The organism is Anabaena sp. UHCC 0204 (genome assembly GCF_009711975.1).
GTDB lineage: Bacteria > Cyanobacteriota > Cyanobacteriia > Cyanobacteriales > Nostocaceae > Dolichospermum.
The window spans coordinates 42,240-63,110 of record NZ_VIKW01000020.1; the positions used below are offsets into that span (position 1 = coordinate 42,240).

Annotated in this window: 16 protein-coding genes and 1 tRNA gene; 7 read left to right on the top strand and 10 right to left on the bottom strand. The window is 39.0% G+C overall.

The genetic code is table 11. From position 1 onward, the window contains the following. Positions 1-113: 113 nt before the first annotated feature. Positions 114-186: transfer RNA gene (locus tag FJR04_RS16565), tRNA-Ala, on the top strand. A 227-nt stretch (positions 187-413) separates the two neighbouring features. Here the strand turns inward: FJR04_RS16565 and mutT are convergent. Both mutT and FJR04_RS16575 read right to left on the bottom strand, forming a co-directional pair. Next, the gene (gene mutT / locus FJR04_RS16570; RefSeq protein WP_168496719.1) at positions 414-839 is read right to left on the bottom strand and encodes an 8-oxo-dGTP diphosphatase MutT; all 426 of its coding nucleotides are present in this window, start codon (positions 837-839) and stop codon (positions 414-416) included. Between the two features lie 91 nt (positions 840-930). Continuing rightward, the gene (locus tag FJR04_RS16575; protein ID WP_168496721.1) at positions 931-1,275 is read right to left on the bottom strand and encodes a DUF760 domain-containing protein; all 345 of its coding nucleotides are present in this window, start codon (positions 1,273-1,275) and stop codon (positions 931-933) included. 96 nt (positions 1,276-1,371) lie between these two features. Here FJR04_RS16575 and FJR04_RS16580 point away from each other — a divergent pair, with 96 nt between their 5' ends. Continuing rightward, positions 1,372-1,509: a hypothetical protein gene (locus FJR04_RS16580; RefSeq protein ID WP_168496723.1), complete on the top strand. Its 138-nt coding sequence runs from the start codon at positions 1,372-1,374 to the stop codon at positions 1,507-1,509. Here FJR04_RS16580 and FJR04_RS16585 read toward each other — a convergent pair whose 3' ends face one another. The 3 genes from FJR04_RS16585 to FJR04_RS16595 form a co-directional block, all read right to left on the bottom strand. Then, positions 1,510-2,466 (bottom strand): RNA polymerase sigma factor, RpoD/SigA family, encoded by a 957-nt coding sequence (locus FJR04_RS16585; protein WP_168496725.1) that lies wholly within the window; start codon positions 2,464-2,466, stop codon positions 1,510-1,512. A 589-nt stretch (positions 2,467-3,055) separates the two neighbouring features. After that, on the bottom strand, positions 3,056-6,310 hold the full coding sequence (gene carB / locus FJR04_RS16590; protein ID WP_168496727.1) for a carbamoyl-phosphate synthase large subunit: 3,255 nt from the start codon (positions 6,308-6,310) through the stop codon (positions 3,056-3,058). A 496-nt stretch (positions 6,311-6,806) separates the two neighbouring features. After that, positions 6,807-7,361: a Dps family protein gene (locus FJR04_RS16595; RefSeq protein WP_168496729.1), complete on the bottom strand. Its 555-nt coding sequence runs from the start codon at positions 7,359-7,361 to the stop codon at positions 6,807-6,809. Between the two features lie 406 nt (positions 7,362-7,767). Here FJR04_RS16595 and FJR04_RS16600 point away from each other — a divergent pair, with 406 nt between their 5' ends. Next, complete coding sequence (locus FJR04_RS16600) at positions 7,768-8,463, top strand: response regulator transcription factor (RefSeq protein WP_168496731.1); 696 nt, start codon at positions 7,768-7,770, stop codon at positions 8,461-8,463. A gap of 264 nt (positions 8,464-8,727) precedes the next feature. Here the strand turns inward: FJR04_RS16600 and FJR04_RS16605 are convergent, their stop codons facing one another. Then, positions 8,728-9,009 (bottom strand): Npun_R1517 family heterocyst differentiation transcriptional regulator, encoded by a 282-nt coding sequence (locus tag FJR04_RS16605; protein WP_168496733.1) that lies wholly within the window; start codon positions 9,007-9,009, stop codon positions 8,728-8,730. A 718-nt stretch (positions 9,010-9,727) separates the two neighbouring features. On the opposite strand from FJR04_RS16605, the gene FJR04_RS16610 reads away from it, so the two are divergent. From FJR04_RS16610 to FJR04_RS16625, 4 genes are all read left to right on the top strand, one after another. Beyond that, the gene (locus FJR04_RS16610; RefSeq protein ID WP_168496735.1) at positions 9,728-10,084 is read left to right on the top strand and encodes an NAD(P)H-quinone oxidoreductase subunit M; all 357 of its coding nucleotides are present in this window, start codon (positions 9,728-9,730) and stop codon (positions 10,082-10,084) included. 382 nt (positions 10,085-10,466) lie between these two features. Further along, a complete protein-coding gene (locus tag FJR04_RS16615) occupies positions 10,467-12,632 on the top strand; it encodes a PP2C family serine/threonine-protein phosphatase (RefSeq protein ID WP_168496737.1) in 2,166 nt (721 codons plus the stop codon). A 319-nt stretch (positions 12,633-12,951) separates the two neighbouring features. Continuing rightward, complete coding sequence (locus FJR04_RS16620) at positions 12,952-14,544, top strand: CHAT domain-containing protein (protein WP_168496739.1); 1,593 nt, start codon at positions 12,952-12,954, stop codon at positions 14,542-14,544. 97 nt (positions 14,545-14,641) lie between these two features. Then, positions 14,642-15,295, top strand: a complete 654-nt coding sequence (locus tag FJR04_RS16625) for a hypothetical protein (RefSeq protein ID WP_168496741.1) — start codon at positions 14,642-14,644, stop codon at positions 15,293-15,295. Between the two features lie 30 nt (positions 15,296-15,325). Here FJR04_RS16625 and FJR04_RS16630 read toward each other — a convergent pair whose 3' ends face one another. The 4 genes from FJR04_RS16630 to FJR04_RS16645 all read right to left on the bottom strand — a co-directional run bounded on the left by FJR04_RS16630 (position 15,326) and on the right by FJR04_RS16645 (position 20,827). Further along, positions 15,326-16,675 carry a PrsW family glutamic-type intramembrane protease gene (locus FJR04_RS16630; RefSeq protein WP_168496743.1) on the bottom strand — a complete coding sequence of 450 codons (1,350 nt, stop codon included), beginning with the start codon at positions 16,673-16,675 and terminating at the stop codon, positions 15,326-15,328. A 285-nt stretch (positions 16,676-16,960) separates the two neighbouring features. After that, complete coding sequence (locus FJR04_RS16635) at positions 16,961-17,419, bottom strand: phosphate-starvation-inducible PsiE family protein (RefSeq protein WP_168496745.1); 459 nt, start codon at positions 17,417-17,419, stop codon at positions 16,961-16,963. Between the two features lie 326 nt (positions 17,420-17,745). Further along, the gene (locus FJR04_RS16640; protein ID WP_168496747.1) at positions 17,746-19,899 is read right to left on the bottom strand and encodes a molybdopterin oxidoreductase family protein; all 2,154 of its coding nucleotides are present in this window, start codon (positions 19,897-19,899) and stop codon (positions 17,746-17,748) included. An 85-nt stretch (positions 19,900-19,984) separates the two neighbouring features. Then, positions 19,985-20,827, bottom strand: coding sequence for a nitrate ABC transporter ATP-binding protein (locus tag FJR04_RS16645; RefSeq protein WP_168496749.1), 843 nt, complete (start codon positions 20,825-20,827; stop codon positions 19,985-19,987). Positions 20,828-20,871: the final 44 nt, after the last annotated feature.

Here is a 20,871-nt window from a genome sequence, read left to right on the forward strand (position 1 = left end):
TCCTTCCCGGTTGGACTTTAACCCTGAATCAAAAAAAATCAGAGATTTATTTTCACAAACCTCTTGACTTAACTCCTATGATATGTGTTATAATAACAAAGTTAAGATTTTTTGGGGTTATAGCTCAATTGGTAGAGCGCTTCAATGGCATTGAAGAGGTCAGCGGTTCGATTCCGCTTAACTCCATACTTTGAATAAATATAGCAATATAAATGAATTGTGAGCAATCGCTCTTTCAACTACTATATTAGGAAGTTCACTATTAAGCAGGACTTACGCACAAGTCACGAAAGAACGAACCACGAAGGAACGAAGGACACGAAGAAAAGAAGGTTTCAGAGCTATTTGCGTAAGTCCTATTAAGATTAAAGCAGGCGGAAAGTTTATTATGGGAAGGAAAAGTTGATGAAACATTAGGTGATCTTGTTTGAACTATTTCTTAAAGCTGCGATAATTTCCCCATTGGCTTCTGGAAAAGTAAAATTATCCAATTCATCTAAACTCACCCAGCGAATTTCATCACATTCTATGGCTTGGGGAACACCTGCTAAATGTTGAGAATGATGTACAGTCAAAGTCACCCGCAAATGAGTATAGGTGTGATCAATAGTAATGAGATGTTCTCCAACTATAATTTCTATTCCCAACTCTTCAGAAATTTCTCGTTTAATACATTCTTGAATAGTTTCACCAACTTCAATTTTACCCCCCGGAAATTCCCATAAACCGCCCATTGCACCTGTAGGAAGCCGACGATCAATTAAAATCTGTTTTTGGTCATTCCAAATAACAGCGACACCAATAATTTTATGAGGAATAGAAAAACTGCTTTCTTTCATATCATTACCAATAAATAACAAAAAAACTCGGTAGACTGATTATATCTCTACCGAGTTAATATTTGATTTTGAGAATTTTCCAAAAATAATCTTATTCAACTTCGCTATTATTAGCTTCTGTTCCTTGTAAAACCATATCAAAACCCATTCTTTGTTCTGCATTCCGCAGAAAGTACCCACTAATCATAGCTGATGCCAATAAGCGACCTAAGCTTTCTCTGCTAGTGGAAATAGTAATACCAAACTGTTCTGAAGGTAAATTTCCTAAAAGTCCGATAATATTGCGTTCCATTACCTGCAACACTTCAGTAGAAGTAGGTTTAGATAATTGGGTAACTGTATCTGGACTTAATGATTTAACGTATTGCCATAATAAATTACTGGTTTCCGAATCACTATTAAAAAATTCCGATACTCGGTTGGATTGGTTACTCACGTTTGACCTCCTATAGTGCCACTACTAACGATAGTGTTTGTGACTGGAATAACTGATAGTTATTGTCTATTCGATTTAGGTGACTATTATATATTCATGTCCACTAATCTAACAGTTTATTCCTTTCGAGAGAGTCGGTTTAACCGTACCCGAAATGGTGGTGTTTTTCACCTATTAGTGAGTAAGGGTGGAGTTTCCCCACCCATAACGCCGAAAACAACTAATAACAACTGACTAACTTGCAAGATACTCATTCATAGTGGCTTTAGATTTGCGAAGTTTGTTGAGAGCTTCCCGTTCAATTTGTCGGACTCTTTCTCGGCTAATATTCAGGATTTCACCAATTTTAGCCAAAGTTAAAGATTGTCCATCAGTTAAGCCAAAACGGAGGGTAATTACTTCTTTCTGTTGGGGAGTGAGTTCCGACATCATTCGCTCTAAGTCATAAGAGAGGGAAGTTTGCATGACAAAATCTTCCGGTGTTGCTCCTGTGTCTTCTAGCATTTCCCCCAGTTCCGTGTCATAATTATCTCCTAGACGCAAATCTAGAGATAATGGCAGACGGGCTTTTTCTAGGTACTCGCGCACCTGTTTAGGTGTTAGGTCTAATTCTTGGGATAATTCAGCTACAGTGGGCGCACGTCCTAGTCCTTGAGAGAGTTGACGCTGGGCTTTTTTAATTTTGTTGAGTTTTTCGGTAATATGAATAGGCAAGCGAATAGTCCGGGCTTTTTCGGCGATCGCACGGGTAATGGCTTGACGTATCCACCAATAAGCATAAGTAGAAAATCTATAGCCTTTGGTCGGGTCAAATTTTTCTACACCCCGTTGCATTCCAATGCTGCCTTCTTGAATCAAGTCAAGTAAATCAACATTGCGCTTAATGTACTTTTTGGCAACAGAAACGACTAAGCGGAGATTGGCTTCTACCATTTTCCGCTTCGCTATTTCACCAACGGCGATCGCCTCATTTAATTCTAATACTTCTAAATCAGATGCTGCTGCCCATTCTTCTAAACTTGGTTCATGACCTAACTGGGTAGCAAGACCTTCACGGATCTCATGCAAGGCAGTAGATCGTTGCACCTGTTTACCATAAAAAATCTCTTCTTCGTGAGTGAGGAGTGGCACACGGCCAATCTCACGCAGGTAAGTCCGCACGAGGTCGGTGGCTGATTGAGCGGTCTTCATGTCGCTACTCTTTGGTAATGGTGGGCTACACTATCGTGTAAGGTGTGCTGATAGGGTCGTTAACGGAATAATGTTTAAGGGTAGTGCTACCTAATTGGGTTGATAACCCATTTTATGGTTTGCAACTTCAGCACCCGATCAACTCCATTTGCTCATATTTTGGTAAATTAGGTACTTCACTGCTAAAGGTTACAGCTATCTCCTTGTTTTCACAAGTATCTATAGTTAGATACAAGGTAGCAAGTCAAACATTTTTTGTGTTTTCTAGGAATATTAATAATTGTAACATTTATGAGAAAAATTTGACTACCGAGAAACCCGCACTTTACGAGCGGATCAATATCACTCCATCCTCTACAATTACTGAACATCATATATTTACAGGGGTGGAGCTAAATTCTTGAGTCAAGAAATAGCTTCCTCATATTTGTTAAAATATCTCAATGATAACCATAATGATTCTCTTGTAATAATTGCTTAATGTTTTAGGGAATGGTCAGTGGTGATTGGTGATTGGTCATTGGGAAGGGAAAACAACTGACAACGAACAACTGACCACTGACCACTGACCACTGACCACTGACAATTATTAACTCATTGGACAGTATTCTTGGATTACCTTGACATCCAAAGTCGTATTTTGCATAGAACGGATAGCTGCGGCTGTGGCTCTAGCACCTGCAATAGTGGTAATGATGGGGATTTTGTAACCCAAAGCGGTGCGGCGAATTAACTTAGAATCGGCATGAGCTTCTTCTCCAGAAGGTGTATTGATGATCAGTTGAATGTTTCCATTTTTAATGGCATCAAGGACATGGGGACGACCTTCATGGAGTTTCAGGACTGATTTCACTTCTAACCCTTGTTCCTGAAGGACTTGGCGTGTACCTTGAGTAGCCATAATTGTAAAGCCTAACTTAATAAACTCCTTAACTACATCTGCCGCTAGAGGTTTGTCTCTATCACTCATGGATACAAATACAGTCCCCTGAAGAGGTAACATTTCCCCAGCTCCTAATTCTGCTTTAGCAAAGGCGCGGCCAAAATCGCTGTCAATGCCCATAACTTCGCCTGTGGAGCGCATTTCAGGACCCAAAATGGTATCTGTACCGGGGAACTTACTAAAAGGTAAAACGGCTTCTTTCACAGCAATATGAGAAGGAATGACTTCTTTTGTAAAGTTTAGTTCCTCTAAAGTTTTCCCTGACATAATTAAGGATGCCAGTTTGGCTAATTGTACGCCTGTGGCTTTAGATACAAAGGGAACTGTCCGTGATGCTCTGGGGTTCGCTTCCAAAATATACACTTGGGGAGAGTAACCGTTTGCACCAACTACGGCAAACTGAATATTCATTAACCCGACTACAGATAGAGCTTGTGCTAGTTGGACTGTCCATAAGCGAATTTGGTTGAGGACTGCTGGAGATAGAGAAATGGAAGGTAAGGTACAAGCTGAATCACCGGAGTGAATACCCGCTTGTTCAATATGTTCCATGATGCCACCGATGACAACATTACCAGTATGATCGGCGATCGCATCTACATCCACTTCAATGGCGTTTTCTAAGAACTTATCAATTAAAATGGGGTGATCTGGTTCTACCTGGACTGCAAAGGTCATGTAGCGTTCTAATTCAGTATCAGAATAGACGATTTCCATCGCCCTTCCCCCCAATACATAACTAGGACGCACCACCACAGGATAACCAATCCGTTTAGCGACTATTAACGCATCTTCGTAACTTCTCGCCATACCATTAGGCGGTTGAGCGATATTTAATTCTTGGAGAATCTTTTCAAACCGTTCTCGGTTTTCCGCCATATCTATAGAATCAGGTGATGTTCCCCAAATCTTGGTAATACTGTTAGACTTTTGTAAATACTCTTGCAGGGGAACGGCTAATTTTAATGGTGTTTGTCCACCGAATTGGACGATAATTCCGACGGGGTTTTCAGCTTCGATGATATTGAGAACGTCTTCTTTAGTTAATGGTTCAAAATACAGGCGATCGCTGGTATCGTAATCTGTAGAAACTGTTTCTGGGTTAGAATTTACCATAATTGTTTCATACCCAGCATCATGTAGAGAATACGCAGCATGACAACAACAATAATCAAACTCAATTCCTTGGCCAATGCGGTTAGGACCACCACCCAAAATCATCACCTTGGGTTTATCTGTCGGTAATACTTCTGTTTCTTCTTCGTAGGTAGAATAGTAATATGGGGTGAGGGCTTCAAATTCCGCCGCACAGGTATCAACAGTTTTATAAACAGGGATAACTTCTAGCTGTTTGCGATAGGTGCGAACTTCGTCTTCTTTGGTTTTTGTAGCATAAGCTATTTGGCGATCGCTAAAACCATTCCGCTTGACATCATACATTTGCTGTTTTGTCAACTGCTTTAATGGCGTGCGTTTGAGAAATTTTTCTATTTCTAGCAGTTCTTGTAATTTATCTAAAAACCAAGGGTCAATAGCCGTCAGTTCATAGATTTCCTCATTAGTCATTCCTAGCTGCATAGCATGACGCACAGAAAAGATGCGTTCTGGGTTTGGTGTCCGCAACTGGGCGCGAATTTGTTCACCACTAGGCAATTTTTCGGCTTTATCACAACCCCAACCAGCGCGACCGGTTTCTAGAGAACGTAAGGCTTTTTGGAAGGATTCGTTAAATGTCCGGCCAATAGCCATTGCTTCCCCTACAGACTTCATTTGTGTAGTTAAAACTGCTTCTGAACCAGGGAATTTTTCAAACGCAAACCGAGGAATTTTGGTGACAACATAATCAATTGTCGGTTCAAAGGAAGCGGGGGTTTTTTTAGTGATATCGTTTTGCAGTTCATTCAAAGTGTAACCCACAGCTAACTTAGCCGCGATTTTGGCAATGGGAAAACCTGTGGCTTTGGAAGATAAAGCCGAACTGCGGGAGACACGGGGGTTCATTTCAATTACCACCACGTCACCATTAACGGGATTTACGGCAAACTGGATATTAGAACCGCCGGTTTCAACACCAATTTCCCGAATGATTTTAATCGCCATATCCCGTAACCGTTGATATTCTTTATCAGTTAGGGTTTGGGCGGGGGCGACGGTGATAGAATCCCCTGTATGAATCCCCATAGGGTCGAGATTTTCGATAGAACAGATAATCACGACGTTATCGGCTAAATCTCGCATGACTTCTAATTCATACTCTTTCCAACCCAGTAAAGATTGGTCAATGAGAATTTGAGAAACGGGACTAGCGTCAATCCCTACTTGCGCCATTTCTTCAAATTCTTCTTGATTATAGGCGATACCCCCACCAGTCCCCCCCATTGTAAAGGCTGGGCGGATAATTAAGGGATATGTACCAATTTGGTGAGCGATCGCTTTTGATTCTTCTAAAGTTGAGGCTGTACCACTGGGACATACTGCAACCCCAATCTTAGCCATGGCTTCATTAAACAGTTTTCTGTCTTCGGCTTTTTCAATTGCTGGTAATTTCGCACCAATTAACTCAACGTTGTATTTCTCTAAAACGCCATTTTTCGCCAAAGCCACAGCCAAATTAAGAGCGGTTTGTCCTCCCATTGTTGGCAATAAGGCATCTGGACGTTCTTTGGCGATAACTTTTTCAACTATTTCCGGTGTCAGCGGTTCAATATAGGTGCGGTCGGCTGTTTCCGGGTCGGTCATAATTGTAGCTGGGTTGGAGTTTACCAACACCACTTCATAGCCTTCTTCTCGTAAGGCTTTACAGGCTTGAGTTCCAGAGTAGTCAAATTCACAGGCTTGGCCAATCACAATTGGACCTGAACCTAACAGGAGAATTTTTTTGAGGTCTTGACGACGGGGCATAGTTTTTACCTTAGATTACAAAAATACAAATCCTGACTATTTTAAGGGTCTTTACCACCTAATCATGCTATTCATTAGCAAGTTTTCCGGGTTTTGATGGCGGAAAAGGAATTAAATAATGGAAATAAGAGATTCTATTACTGGGTTTTACGTAAATTAAAGTTTACTTAATTGTCATAGGTTATCACAATAAATCTACTGCTAAATATTTTTATTTATTGAATTGAAGTTACTGAAATATGTTTTCAATAAGCTGCTCTTGTTAATCTGCAAATGTAGGTAAATCTATATTTAATTTTAACAGGTAAATGCGAGGATTTATCTTTAGTGAAATGTTCAAAATTCGCAGGTTATCCAAATATATTTAATTGGCTAAAATAAAAAATGGCAGAAAGGATAATTTACACCTTTCTGCCAAAAATATGAATTTTGGAAAATTCTCAATTCCTAAAATTTACTTTTTTTGTACTTTGGTTAAATTGAGATTATGAAAACTTTAATTCTGAGCAGGTTGTACAAAACCTAAAGTTAAACTATCCTTAGCCAAGAAGTGACCTAAGTGATAAGCTCTTTCTTCAGTTTTCAAAAGAATTTTTTCGTACAAATAGCGTGTGCCTCTATCGCCCAAACTTTCAGCTTGAGCGGCTTGACGGCGAATTACACCAATTAATGCTTGTTCCGCAACCAGGTCATTTTCTACCATTGTCCGAGAAGAAAATGCGCCATCTGCTTCTGGTTCAAAACAGCATAATTCAGCTAATTTGCTAAAACTAGCTGCTGGTATACCACCCAAACCATTTAAACGTTCGCCAATTTCATGGATGTGATCTTGGACTTCGTTGTAGCTGTCGTTAAAGAAGTCGTGCAGTGAATTGAACTCTGCCCCTTCAACTACAAAATGATGTTTTTGATATTGCAAGTACAATGCCTGAAAACTAGCCAATACAACATTAAATCCTTCGACAACGGGCGCGGTGACACTGTGATCTAGCAATACAGGATTGTCATAAACCTGACCAAAGTTGTGTAATATAGTTTGCGTATCAGACATGGTTCTCCTCTTTGTTTTTAACAGTTATGATTTTTAACTGCCCATGATTAACATATTAGCATTTTTAAAATAAATGCCAGTCTACTAAATCTTTTCAATCTGGCCTTTTTTGTGGCTATAAAGTAGCAATTTCATAACTTTTTAATGTTAGAAGATATTTGAAAAGGCGACTAGAAGTCGCGGCTCTACAGACAAAACCCACACTATGGCTAACGCCACGCTACGCTATCGACAAGCTCAGTGACAGCCTGCGTGGGTTCTTAGTCCGCGGAGACGGACTTTGTTTGTGTAGTAGTGATTTATAATCGCCAGAAACTTTTCTTGTGTTCAATCTCCCTCTTACCCAGTAGCCAAGACTAGCCAAATTTCGCTACATTAGGGAAATGTACACTTATAGGAATTTTCAATGTCAGCACAACTGTTACTGGTAGATGACGAACCAGGATTGAGGGAAGCCGTCAAAGAATATTTACAAGAAAGCGGTTTTAGGGTTCAAACTGCCAGTAATGCCCGTGAAGGTTGGGATTGGATGCAAGAGAACACCGCTGATTTAGTGATTTCTGATATTATGATGCCCCAGGTAGATGGCTATCAGTTTCTCAAACAACTGCGAGATGATCCTCGCTTTCAAGCATTACCAGTGGTATTTTTGACCGCCAAAGGCATGACAGGCGATCGCATTCAAGGCTACCATGCAGGTGTTGACGCTTATCTACCCAAACCATTTGATCCTGATGAATTAGTTGCCATAGTTGAAAATTTACTCGCTCGTCGTAGCGCCCAAACCCCTACTACCGGGGAAGATAGCGAAACTCCAAATCTTGCCGAATTGGCTAATCAAATCGCTCAAATTAGAATACTATTAACTCATCGAAGTGCCATATCCCAATCCCCAGCCCCATTTAAAATTGATTTGACTCCTAGAGAACAAAGTGTTTTAAATCTGGTAGCAGAAGGATTAATGAATAAAGAAATTGCCCGTCGTTTAGAAACAAGCGTTCGCAATGTGGAAAAATATGTCAGTCGTTTATTTAGTAAAACTGGTACTAATAGCCGTACAGAGTTAGTTCGTTTTGCGCTAGAACATGGTCTAGCTAAGTAAACTACCCGCACTGCTAATTAAGATTTATTGGTAGAAAACGGTAAAATGCACCTGGCTAAATTTTGCTGTCAAAATAGTAACTTACGTTACAAATTGTGATTTGTAATTTTCCTAGTTTGCCAGCATGGAGACACCAATGCTGTAGACGTAATTTTACGTTTACAAGCAAAGTCATAGTTAAAAAAACAGGTAGAAGCAGACCTTCAAAACTTAATTATCGCAATTCTCAAATAGATTTGCTATGATACGAAATTACACCGATGCCTATTGGATAGTATCAGCGAAATTCCGTAAACGCATGAGTTGACGACGCATCTGTGGAGAAGCTTTAAACTCCGAAATCTCCTGAGCTTTCACTGATGCCTGTAAGGTTTCTAAAAAGTCATCAGATCCTTCAGTTAAAGCTTCTAGTAATACTTGTAACAGTTGATCGCGATCGCTTAACAGACTTTTTTCTTCAATCAGGCGGAATTTGAGGTGGATTTCACACTCATAAACACCTACTTCGGGATTATTTATTTGACGTGGTAATGCTTTGGAGTTCATAGTTTTGAGGATTCCTTTACTTTAGTGGTCATACGGGTGAGAGACTAAATCTTCAGAAAAATTCCTTATACTTTTGTTATACTTTTGTGAATCCAAAGTTTTTGAAGATAAGAATTTTTCCTCATCCATAAAACTGGCATTCTATTTTACTCCCCCTGTATTTATTTCAGTTAGATTTTACTGTTTTTTGATGTTTCTTTACCAGTTATGGCATATCCAAGCCCTAAACTATTATTCAGTTTTTGAGGTGTCATACCATGAAGTTTCTGTAAAAAAATGATTAGGCCTTGTTAAAGGTTTTTACATCAACTTCTCCAAAACGTCAAGAAATATTATTTTTTTTACTTTCATACGTGATAATACTTAATGGGTTACACTGAATCCACTCCTTTAATAAATGCAATTTATAGTTATAGAAAAATTCACTAAATGGAGAAAAATTCAGTAAAGTTACTACGATACAAGTATATTTACATTAATAAAAATCAGAATCAGTACAAAATCCGCAAAATTTTCAAGAATAATCATATACATGAAGATAAATTAATTCCGGAATCTAAATTCCTGTATGCTTAGGTCATGGATTTCCTGCTATATTTATCGGTCTTAGAGTCCACGCTGCAAATTTTAGACTTTAACCTTCTTTTCTGCTATAAGCTCAAACATAGCAGTTAAAATAATTGCAGTGTAATTCAGCTAAACTCTTACACCCACACTTATGGATAACCCGATGCTGCTTAAGTCCACAACCCGCCATATTCGCATTTTTGCGGCGGAAATGGACAAGGATGAACTGATTCCGAGTAATCAGGTTTTGACATTAGATATTGATCCAGACAACGAATTCAACTGGAATGAAGATGCTCTGCAAAAAGTTTATCGCCAGTTTGATCAACTTGTAGAAGCATCTAGTGGCGCGGATCTAACCGACTACAACTTACGCCGCATTGGTTCAGACTTAGAGCATTATCTGCGATCGCTTCTCCAAAAAGGCGAAATTAGCTACAATCTCTCCAGTCGCGTTACTAACTACAGCATGGGATTACCTCAAGTTGCAGCTAAAGACAATCAATAAATTTGGTAAATATAGCAGGTGACAGGTGACAGGTGACAGGTGACAGGTGACAGGTGACAGGTGACAGGTGACAGGTGACAGGTGACAGGTGATAGGTGATAGTTAAAAGAAAGCAATATGCAAGGCAATATGTAAGAAATATTTCCCTGCTCCCTGCTCCTCTGCTCCCCTGCTCCTCTGCTCCCCTGCTCCCCTGCTCCCTGCCCCCGGCCTGGTTTGTCAAGGTTTAATGACAGGTTAAAATTTAGTTCTGCTATGGATACATATTCCCACAGCAATAAAAGTTATGATGGGCTGTGGGTTAAGAAAAATATAAGCGGTATCAACTGCCGTAATAAAATACTGTTGAAAAAAATGCCAATTGCTGATCGGTGGGAAAACTATGGAAAATGATGCGGTAACGCTCTACTGCCCAAATGAATACTGTCAATTTGCTAATCCCCTTACCCACAAATTTTGCCAGCAGTGTTCCACACCCTTACCTAAGCGTTATCTCTGGGCTGTGGGAGAAGATATCAGCCCAAATCATCCTGGCGCTATTTTAGGCGATCGCTATTTAGTCATTAGTAAATCCATTCTTTTAGATATCAAACCTGGGTTATTACCCCAAATTCCTGAATTAGATAATTTAGAGAAAATTAAACCTTATCTCAAACTAATTCCCTATCGTATCAATATACCACAAGTATATGGAGTTCTGAATTTAGCTAATAACCAGACCCAAACAGAAATATTACTTTTAGAAAAACCACCATTATTAACTGATGCAACTTTCACTCAAGTCAACCTGTGTAGTAGTTTAGATACTGTTTGGCCAGAAGCATCATCAATCCGCCAAATCCATTGGTTGTGGCAATTAGCCAATTTGTGGCAACCCCTCGCTGTAGAAGGAGTCGCATCTAGTCTACTAGATCCACATTTATTAAGGGTAGAAGGGGTATTAATTCGTTTACTAGAATTGCGTTTTGATGGAGAAAATATACCGTCATTATCTCAATTGGGAGAATTTTGGTGGCAATTACTCAAAAATGCCAAACCAAATATTGCCCCATTTATTCAACAAGTATGTGAAGCTCTAATTCAGGGAGAAATTAACTCATCTGAGCAATTAATTAAAGTTTTAGATCGAGGATTAATTCAATTAGAAAGATTCCAAACAACTACTATTAAAATCTATACCAAAACAGACTCTGGACCAATTCGCCCACGCAATGAAGATGCCTGCTTTCCTCCTCAAAACACCTTAATAGCTAAACCACCACATCATAGCGCCTTAGCAATTGTCTGTGACGGTATTGGTGGACATGAAGGCGGTAATGTAGCCTCCAATTTAGCAATTGAAACCATTCAACAACAACTCCAAGGATTGAGTTCAGTTCCCTACGAAAATATAGATCCTGCACTTTTGCTATCCGATTTAGAACGAGCAGTAGCAACCGTTAACGATAAAATTAGCCAGCGCAACGATAGCGAACATCGTCAAGGGCGACAACGCATGGGAACAACCATCGTTATGGCTTTACCAGTTGCCCATGAAATATATATCACCCATGTTGGTGATAGTCGTGCTTACTGGATTACTCGTCATAGTTGTCATCAAATCACCTTAGATGATGATGTGGCTTCTCGTGAAGTCCGTTTAGGTTATGCTCTCTACCGGGAAGCATTGCAACATAGCGGTTCTGGCTCTTTAGTTCAAGCATTGGGGATGAGTAAAAGTACCTCGCTACATCCCACTTCTCAACGTTTTATTATTGACGAAGATGCAGTTTTCTTACTCACATCTGATGGTTTGAGTGATTTTGATCGCATAGAAGAATCTTGGGAAACAGAAATGTTACCTATACTTTCGGGAAAAATAAGTATAGAAAATGCTGCTGAAAGATTAATAGAAATTGCCAATACTAAAAACGGACATGATAATGTCACCATTGCTTTAGTACATTATGAGGTTAAATATTCTGAACCAGAGACAAGTATTACAGTAGATTTTGCTAATTTTTTAGCTAGTACACCATTAGATAGTATAGATGATACAGTCAATGGTGAAAATTTAAGTTCTGATCAAAAAACTCAAGTAATTACTAAAGACAAGACTATTAATTTTCCTTCCATTCCATTACAGTTGATCGTGATTTTAGGATTGATGTTAATATCTGGTTTTTTGGGATATTGGTTTAAATTGCAATTCAAATTACCAACAACAATTTCATCTCCTTCGCCAATTTCTAGCCAACCGCCAATTTCGCCTACCACACCAATAACTTTAGACGATATCTCTAATACATTGGTGATTAAAGCTAATAGTTCGATCACTGTAAATAGCCAACCTTTTCCGGCTCAAAGTTTTTTCCAAGTCATTGATAAAATAACTAATCCTAATGCTGTGGATAATCCAGTAGTGCGTTTGCGCTTCTGTCAAACATCTGACTCCGTATCAGAAACTCCCAAAACAGTCCAGCTTAATTTTTCTGAACTGCAAGATTTGGATATCTCTATTTTACAATCAGATCAATCTAGTCCCTGTGATCTAGTAGGTGATAGGTAATATTGTTGAAACCGAAGAATGTTATACTTGTGAAGCATTATTCCTAGCCTAGACAATGATTTTCTACCTACATTACCGAATCAGTAGAGGCGTTTGGATATCGCCGTTAAGACTATTTATTTGGTTTTAAGAATCCCCATCTCTTGAGAGCGGGGAATGTCAATTGTCAAAAGCTCTGCTTGAAAGGAGAAAAAAGCCAAAAAATTCTTCTTTCTCAATCCTCGCACTTCCAGGGCTAGGTAATTATCAATTGTCAATTGTCCATTGTCAATTGTTGAACTGTATATCTGTGTTTTGAACGTTTAGTTTTCACTAATCCATGTCCTGCCTAAATTTGGCGATCGCCCGTCTAGTAAATACTGGAACTGATAATTTCGCCATTTGGGTAGTCAAAGCACCCTATCCTAGTGGCTATGTTCTCCGTGATTGTGTTTTGGATGCTGAACTTAATCAAGTTTGGCAAGAATGGCAGCAAATGTTTGCTGGTCATGCTTCTTTAGATATTAGTTCTTTTCCCACTTCTCCATCAGTTAATACCATACCCTTAACTTTAATTTCATCTCCTGGAGGGCAAAGTACCAGCCCTTACAGTAGTCGTCTAATGCAATCCTTGGGGATCAATTTATGGCGATGGGTGTTTGATGGGGCGATTCTTGGTAGTTGGGAACGCAGTCGTGGTATGGCTATGGGTCAACATCGGCCATTACGCTTCCGGTTGGAAATTCGTGATCCTGATCTGATTGCTTTACCTTGGGAAATTATGCAGCCAGAAGCTGGACAATCAGCTATATCTCTATCCCAAGATATTTTATTTAGTCGCACCACCAGCGAAGTAGAACCTTTACCAGAATTACGAACTGATCAGACATTAAATATCTTACTGGTGTTGGGACATGACCATAAATTACAATTAGATCAAGAAGCATCCTTACTGAAAAAAATATTGTTAGAAGGTCGTCCTGTGGGCAAAACAACCCCAGTATATGCACCTTGTACAGTCAAAATATTAGTGCAACCTACAGCAAAAGAGTTAATTCAGGAGTTAGAAACTAAAGCTTATAATGTTTTCTTTTATGCCGGACACGGATTACCAGATCCTGACGGAGGCTCATTATTTTTAGGAACTGGATTCAAGATTAATGGGATAGAATTAGCTCAAGTTTTAACTCGCACAGGGATAAAACTTGGAGTTTTTAATGCCTGTTGGGGGGCGCAACCAGCAGCCATTGATCACCAGGCTATACCTGCAAGTAGTTTGGCAGAAGTGCTGATTCGTCATGGTGTGCCGGCTGTATTAGGGATGCGTGATGAAATTGCTGATGCTGAAAGTCATAGTTTTATTCAAAGTTTTGCGGAGGCATTGCGATCGCGCAAACCAATTGATGAAGCAGTCGCAGCAGCTAGACAAGAATTATTAACACTGTATAAATTCAATCAACCGGCTTGGACATTACCAGTCCTTTATCTCCATCCTGATTTTGATGGAGAATTGATTAAAAGCGTTGATGAAGGAATTACAGAACTACCAGATACAGCAATTTCCGGTCTATCTACTCCTATAAATACAGCATATTTGCGATCGCTTGCGCCGGGCGGTAAAGCTTGGTTATTACGTTCTGGAGTCACTAGGATCGGTCGCACGAAAGATAATGATATTGTGATTCCCGAAATTTATATTTCTAAACGCCACGCAGAAATTTTATGTCGGAATACTCTCAATGGCACTACATCCACAGCAACTTATTACCTGCAAGATTTTTCTACCTATGGAACTACCTGGTATTTAAGCCCCAACGGTTGGCAACAGATCCTCCGGGAAGAAGTACCTTTAAAATCGGGAATGCAGTTAATGTTTGGGAGTTCTAAAGGTGAAATTTGGGAATTTATTTGGGAAGAATACAGTAGGGGTTAGGAATGAATGAAGATAGTGGATGCAATTATTTTACGGAAATCTAATTTTTCAGGTTGTAGCTGTCAACAAGACCAAATGAATTAATAGTGAGATGAAAATGAAAAATTCAATCGCCAACTTAAATACTTTACATCTTGTCCCATCGCTAGCTGATTTAGAACTACTAGAAGCACTACTAGAACCTGAAGATGGGACTTATCCCTGGAATGTATCGGACGCTGCTTCAGAAGCTTATTTCCATCATCTAGAACAACAGTTTGATTTGCAGAATTTCTCAGAAGGAGAACTGAATACAAGTGCTGATAATTTTTATCAAAACCTAGATATAATTTGGGATCAATTTCCGGCTATTGAAGAGGATAATCTGCGGGAAAATACAGTCCATTATCTTCAGAAAGCTTTGCAAAATGCTTTTTTGGTTATCCCTGAAGTTTTACTCACTGCTATTTGCTCAAAAGCTTCAGAGGTCTTGATTCTTGAACAATCAGCCAGTGAGAAACTAGTGGAATGTGTACAAGCTTTACTACCTAGTTGGGAAATAGATGATTTATTAGTTTTAGCTCGTCCTTTTGCTTATGCGATGCGAAGTAGTGAACAACACACATTGACAACCGTAATCGGTGATGGTGAACAGTCCTGTGGTCATTTACGAGATTGGGAAAATTTATCAGCAATAGAACAGGCAAAAATTAGTTTAGCGATCGCTGATTATGCCCTTAAATATCTTTCTAAATGTGACTCTCAAACCTAATTTTTACTTTTTCCTGCCTCTACTGATATTTTATTTTGGTTCGAGAAAGCGGGTAGCGAAGTTTTGCGATCGCGTTGGTGACAATACCCGTGCTTTGAGAATGGCTGCCATCAAAAAGGCATAAGATAAAACACCAACTACCACCAATAAAAAAGCATTTATAGAACCTGTCGCATTCCATAAAGCGTGAAGTGCCGAAGCACTCAAATAACCCACCGAAAGAATTTGTTTTCCTTTCGTCGGTTTCAAGACAGCCAAACCAATAAAATAGCCTAAGTATCCACTGTAAGCCATGTGTCCAGCCACAGAACCTAAAATTCGAGGAATGAGTAGCTGTAAACCGACTAATTGACCAGCATCTTGGGAAATTAAGGGTACATATTGACCAAGAGTTTCCAGTAAAGTAAAACCCACAGCCGAAGCTGTTCCTAGCAGAATACCATCTAGAGGTTCCCAAACCCCTATCCGTTCTCGCCAAGGTGACGGTAAAGAATTCCCAATTAGATACGCTCCTAATACTGGTAATATTTTCAGCAACTCCTCCATTAACCCAGCACCGAAAAACATCCGCACTAATAATTCGGTAAAGGTAATGCCATCTTGAGATGCACTGTCTAAACTTCCTGGTAAAATATCCCGGAATACGGTGATAAACACATCTAAGAGAGGACTGAGCAATATTAACATTGTACTCAGTGCCGCAGCTAGAAGTACCCACCAGGGCTTAGGTTTTCCACACAATTGATAAACGAAATAGTAAGCTGCAAAAGCGATATAAGACCCAACAATTACTTGATTGGCTTGGGGATGACCGACTGTTGCAAACATTAATACTACAAAAACTACCGTCAGGATTCCTGGTATCAGGTAAGCTTTGCGAGTTAGATCCTTACCCGTAGAAATAATCGGAAATAATTGTGTAAAGCTGACAGAATCTTGTTTTAAGGATGATTGATAGTTATTGACAGATGATAATACTGTAGCTTTATTAACATTCATCATTGTGGGTTGAGCAATAACTTCATACCCGAAAATAAATTGTGGTCCATCAGCACCAAGGGAAATGCGATCGCCTAAATGTAATTCTTGACATCCTTGTAAGTGTTCTCCATTTAAAAAAGTGCCATTAGCACTATTCAAATCACAAATTACCCAACTGTAACTGCTATCTGGAGATAAAGAAAGGGGACGAACCACCGCATGACGACGAGATACCATCCGGTATATCATGGCATCCAAGACAATTTGGCAGCTAGGGTCACGTCCAATTACCATTTCTTTACCAGGAAGCAACGAGTAGCGAGATGCTGACTCCGAAACTTCGACCTTACTAGACACCAGTCGCAGAAATGCATTCCGTCTTGCGTTTTTGCCTGTCATCGAGTTAGTGAGTGTGTCTAAACAAATTCTATGGCTTTAGGGCAGCGTGGCGTTAGCCATACGTCACGCTATCAAATGTAGTGGTAGTAGACTTAACCTTAGCCATATTAACAGCCGCACCATGACTAAATACACTATAGCTTTACTAACCTGCCGTTTGCTCCCATTCAAAATACAAAATTAACTAATAATTTACAAATCATCCGAAATTTCCAAAAGCAGTTATATAAATTATAGGTATAAGCACTATAATACTCAACTTTCTTTTAAATCTGAACTCCTTCTTTAATTTTCGTGTCTAGAATTACTCATCCGAATGATCAAATAACTAATTGATAAAGCCAGAATAGCAATACCTAGTCCTATAATTTCTATACCTTCGGTGACTTTCAAATCAAGAATAATAATTTTCCGGGCGATCGCAATTAAAGAAGTAATAATAACTAATTCAACTTGGACAACGTGCTTTTTGAGATAGCCAGTAATATTTTCTAAAATTTCTAAAGCAATTAATACATTTAAAAATAATCCAAAAGTCTGGAATAATGTCTGACTAAAACGACCTTCTTCTGGTGAAAGTATTTCCCTGAAGATAAATATTGCTAAATCGCCAAGTGTCGCAAAAATTACAACAATCATCAGTAAAGAGAGAATTTTTGAAACCATCACCTCGACAATTTCAATTAGGTGGATGAAACTTTTGTCACTGGTAATTTCTAAAAATCTTTTGATCAGTTTCCTCATCTAAAACTCCTTGCTTGAAATTTGCTGGCTAATTACGTAGATAAAACAAAAATCCTCTAGAATTGTCTATAGGATAAAAAATGATATATTTTCCAATTTCACAAACTTCACAGATCGAGAAAATGTAATTTTCACCATCTGGGATCTAAATTATTTGGATAATAAAATTAATAATCTCATACTTAAGCAATTTCAGTATTTGATTAGTCCTATAGCGGTATGCACTCTTTGTGAGATACAGTCAGTCAATCGCAAACCCTGTAGGGGCGCAGGGTCTGCGCCCTCGATTGTATTGCTACCGATAACCGCTATATACTGTTCAAAGTTTACCATTGTGAAGACAGAAGCTGATAATTTTGAACAGAAGTTTCTACAGGAATGGGGACAAGCTGCACAGCACAAGCTTTTAATTCTGGTTGAAGGGAATCAGGACAAGCTTCTGAATGGGTGAGATTATTTGCTTCAGCATCATCAGCCCATAGCTTACCCCAGTGCATAGGCACAAAGACAGTACCAGGAGAAATAGCTTTTGTGACTTTAGCCGGAAACTTAGTTTTACCACGACGCGATCGCACTTCTAACCACTGATTATCAATAATACCCAAAGCCGCAGCATCACGGGGGTGAATTTCTATAAAAGGTTCTGGGTGCATTTTGCGAATTTTATCAATTCTCCCTGTGCGTGTCTGTGTGTGCCAATGCCCGTACAATCTTCCAGTAGTTAATATAAAAGGATAATTAGGATCAGGTGGTTCTGCTAAACCTTTAGAATAATATGCACCGAAAATAGCGCGTCCATCTGAAGTATGAAAACGTAAATCTGTATATAAACGTTTAGTTTCTGAATTACTATCCTGTGAATAAGGCCAATGAGTGGGATCATTTGCTATTAAAAACTCATGACTTAAACCCGACATATCACAAGGACGCTGACGAGTTAATTGAACAAACTCTTGATAAACTTCCGCAGAATTATTAAAAGCAAACTTATCCTTAAAACCTAATCTTCTTCCCACTTGGGCAAAAATTTCCCAATCTGGTTTTGCTTCCCCTGGTGGTTTACGAAAAGCCGAACATAGCGTTACCATTCTTTCAGAATTAGTCATTATCCCAGTTTTTTCACCCCACTGTGCCGCAGGTAACAAAACATGAGCATAAGCTGATGTTTCCGTAGGATAATAAGCATCTTGATAGATAGTAAAAGGCGATTTTAACAACGCTTTTTTAGTTCTTTCTAAATCTGGCATACTCACAGCGGGATTAGTTGCAGCAATCCACAATAAACCCACATTTCCCGATTCCAAACCAGTGATCATATCCCAAGCAGTTAAACCAGGAACATGAGAAATTTGACCTTTTTTCAAACCCCAAAAATCTTCTATTTCCGTTCGATGTTGCTCATTTTTAACCGACCGATAACCCGGTAACAACTGCGCTAAACCGCCCGCTTCTCTTCCTCCCATTGCATTAGGTTGACCAGTCAAAGAAAAAGGACCAGCACCAGGTTTTCCGACTTGTCCTGTCATCAAATGTAAATTAATAATAGTTCTAACTTTAGCTGTACCTTCCGTAGATTGATTAACACCCATTGACCATAAAGAAAGTACAGATTTTGCTTGTCCCCAATATTTTGCAGCAGTTTCTAAATCTTCAATACTAATACCACATTGACGGGAAACAACATCAGGAGCATAATGACGAATTACTTCTGCATAAGCTGGAAAATTGCTAGTACAATCATCAATAAAAGCTTTATCTATATAATTCCATTTTATTAATAAATAGGCGATACCATTTAACAAATCAATATCAGTACCGGGACGAATAGCTAAATGTAAATCTGCGGCTTCTGCGGTAGGAGTGCGACGCGGATCAACAACAACCATTTTAACATGAGGATTTTTCTTATGATATTTTGCTAATCTATTAAAAACAATCGGGTGACATTCTGCTGTATTCGTACCAATTAAAAAAGCACAATCAGTTAATTCTAAATCATCGTAACAGCAAGGAGGACCATCAGCGCCAAAACTTTGAATGTACCCAGATACCGCACTAGACATACACAACCGGGAATTAGCATCAAAATTATTAGTTCCTAAACAACCTTTGAGTAATTTTTGAGCAATATAATAATCTTCTGTTTGAAATTGTCCAGAACCATACATACAGATAGAATCTGTGGCATTATTTAACCGTAATGTTTGAATACGTTGGGTAATAATATTAAAAGCTTCATCCCAACTAATACGGCGAAATTCTTGATCTAAAGAATCACGCATCATTGGATAATGCAATCTATTTTTATCTAAAGATTCGGTAATAGTTGCACCTTTAACACATACCATTCCTTGACTTGAAGGATGAGATTTATCACCTCTAACTCGCCAAGGTTGATGTTCTTTTTGTGCTGGAGGGGAGACTTCTAAACCGCAACCAACTCCACAATAAGGACAAAGGGTTTTTGTAATTTCTGTCATAATATTTGGATTTTTTTTCACGCAGAGACGCAGAGAGATTTTTGTATTTTCTTACTTTGCGTCTTTGCGCCTTTGCGTGAGATAATTATTCTTCTTCAATATGAGCGCAACGACGAAAGAGGAAGTCTAGGGCGTAGTTTCTCAAGTGATAATATTCTGGATTTTCCATGATGCGGCGACGGTTGCGAGGACGGGAGAAGGGTATTTCTAATACTTCGCCAATATTTGCTGCTGGTCCGTTTGTCATCATTACTAATTTGTCTGCTAGGAAAAGTGCTTCATCAATGTCATGGGTAATCATTAAAACGGTGACTTGATGATCTGACCAAATTTGTAGTAATTCTTCTTGTAATTCTTCTTTGGTGATAGCATCTAAAGCGCCGAAGGGTTCATCTAAAATGAGGAGTTGGGGACGGATGGCTAAAGCACGAGCGATCGCTACTCTTTGTTTCATTCCTCCAGATATTTGTCCGGGTTTCTTTTGGGCTGCTTCTGTTAGTCCTACCATTGCTAAATGTTCTTTGACTATTGCCCGTTTTTCGGCTTGGCTTTTGTTGGGAAATACGGAATCAACGCCTAAATAAACATTATCAAAAACATTTAACCAAGGTAGTAAACAATAGTTTTGAAATACCATCATTCTGTCTGGTCCTGGTTCGGTGATGGGTTGACCTTGCAACCAGACGACACCGTTGGTAGGTTTATTAAATCCAGAAACCATGTTCAGGAGTGTTGATTTTCCACAGCCAGAATGTCCAATCAAACAAATAAATTCACCTTCACGAACTTTGAGGTTGATGTCATCTAGAACTGTATAAGGTCCTTCGGCTGTGGGATAAACTTTGTTGACACCATCAATTACTAAAAAGTCTTCTTTTCTCTGGGTTTGTAATTGTTGGCTTTTGTTATTATAGTTTACTGTTGTCATGATATTTTTGGTAATAGGGAATGGGTAATCGGTAATAACAATTG

Coding starts and splice junctions, on each gene's coding strand:
- mutT (WP_168496719.1), bottom strand. CDS start 839: ATGAAAGAAAGCAGTTTTTCTATTCCTCATAAAATTATTGGTGTCGCT.
- FJR04_RS16580 (WP_168496723.1), top strand. CDS start 1,372: ATGTCCACTAATCTAACAGTTTATTCCTTTCGAGAGAGTCGGTTTAAC.
- FJR04_RS16585 (WP_168496725.1), bottom strand. CDS start 2,466: ATGAAGACCGCTCAATCAGCCACCGACCTCGTGCGGACTTACCTGCGT.
- carB (WP_168496727.1), bottom strand. CDS start 6,310: ATGCCCCGTCGTCAAGACCTCAAAAAAATTCTCCTGTTAGGTTCAGGT.
- FJR04_RS16595 (WP_168496729.1), bottom strand. CDS start 7,361: ATGTCTGATACGCAAACTATATTACACAACTTTGGTCAGGTTTATGAC.
- FJR04_RS16600 (WP_168496731.1), top strand. CDS start 7,768: ATGTCAGCACAACTGTTACTGGTAGATGACGAACCAGGATTGAGGGAA.
- FJR04_RS16605 (WP_168496733.1), bottom strand. CDS start 9,009: ATGAACTCCAAAGCATTACCACGTCAAATAAATAATCCCGAAGTAGGT.
- FJR04_RS16610 (WP_168496735.1), top strand. CDS start 9,728: ATGGATAACCCGATGCTGCTTAAGTCCACAACCCGCCATATTCGCATT.
- FJR04_RS16615 (WP_168496737.1), top strand. CDS start 10,467: ATGGAAAATGATGCGGTAACGCTCTACTGCCCAAATGAATACTGTCAA.
- FJR04_RS16620 (WP_168496739.1), top strand. CDS start 12,952: ATGTCCTGCCTAAATTTGGCGATCGCCCGTCTAGTAAATACTGGAACT.
- FJR04_RS16625 (WP_168496741.1), top strand. CDS start 14,642: ATGAAAAATTCAATCGCCAACTTAAATACTTTACATCTTGTCCCATCG.
- FJR04_RS16630 (WP_168496743.1), bottom strand. CDS start 16,675: ATGACAGGCAAAAACGCAAGACGGAATGCATTTCTGCGACTGGTGTCT.
- FJR04_RS16635 (WP_168496745.1), bottom strand. CDS start 17,419: ATGAGGAAACTGATCAAAAGATTTTTAGAAATTACCAGTGACAAAAGT.
- FJR04_RS16640 (WP_168496747.1), bottom strand. CDS start 19,899: ATGACAGAAATTACAAAAACCCTTTGTCCTTATTGTGGAGTTGGTTGC.
- FJR04_RS16645 (WP_168496749.1), bottom strand. CDS start 20,827: ATGACAACAGTAAACTATAATAACAAAAGCCAACAATTACAAACCCAG.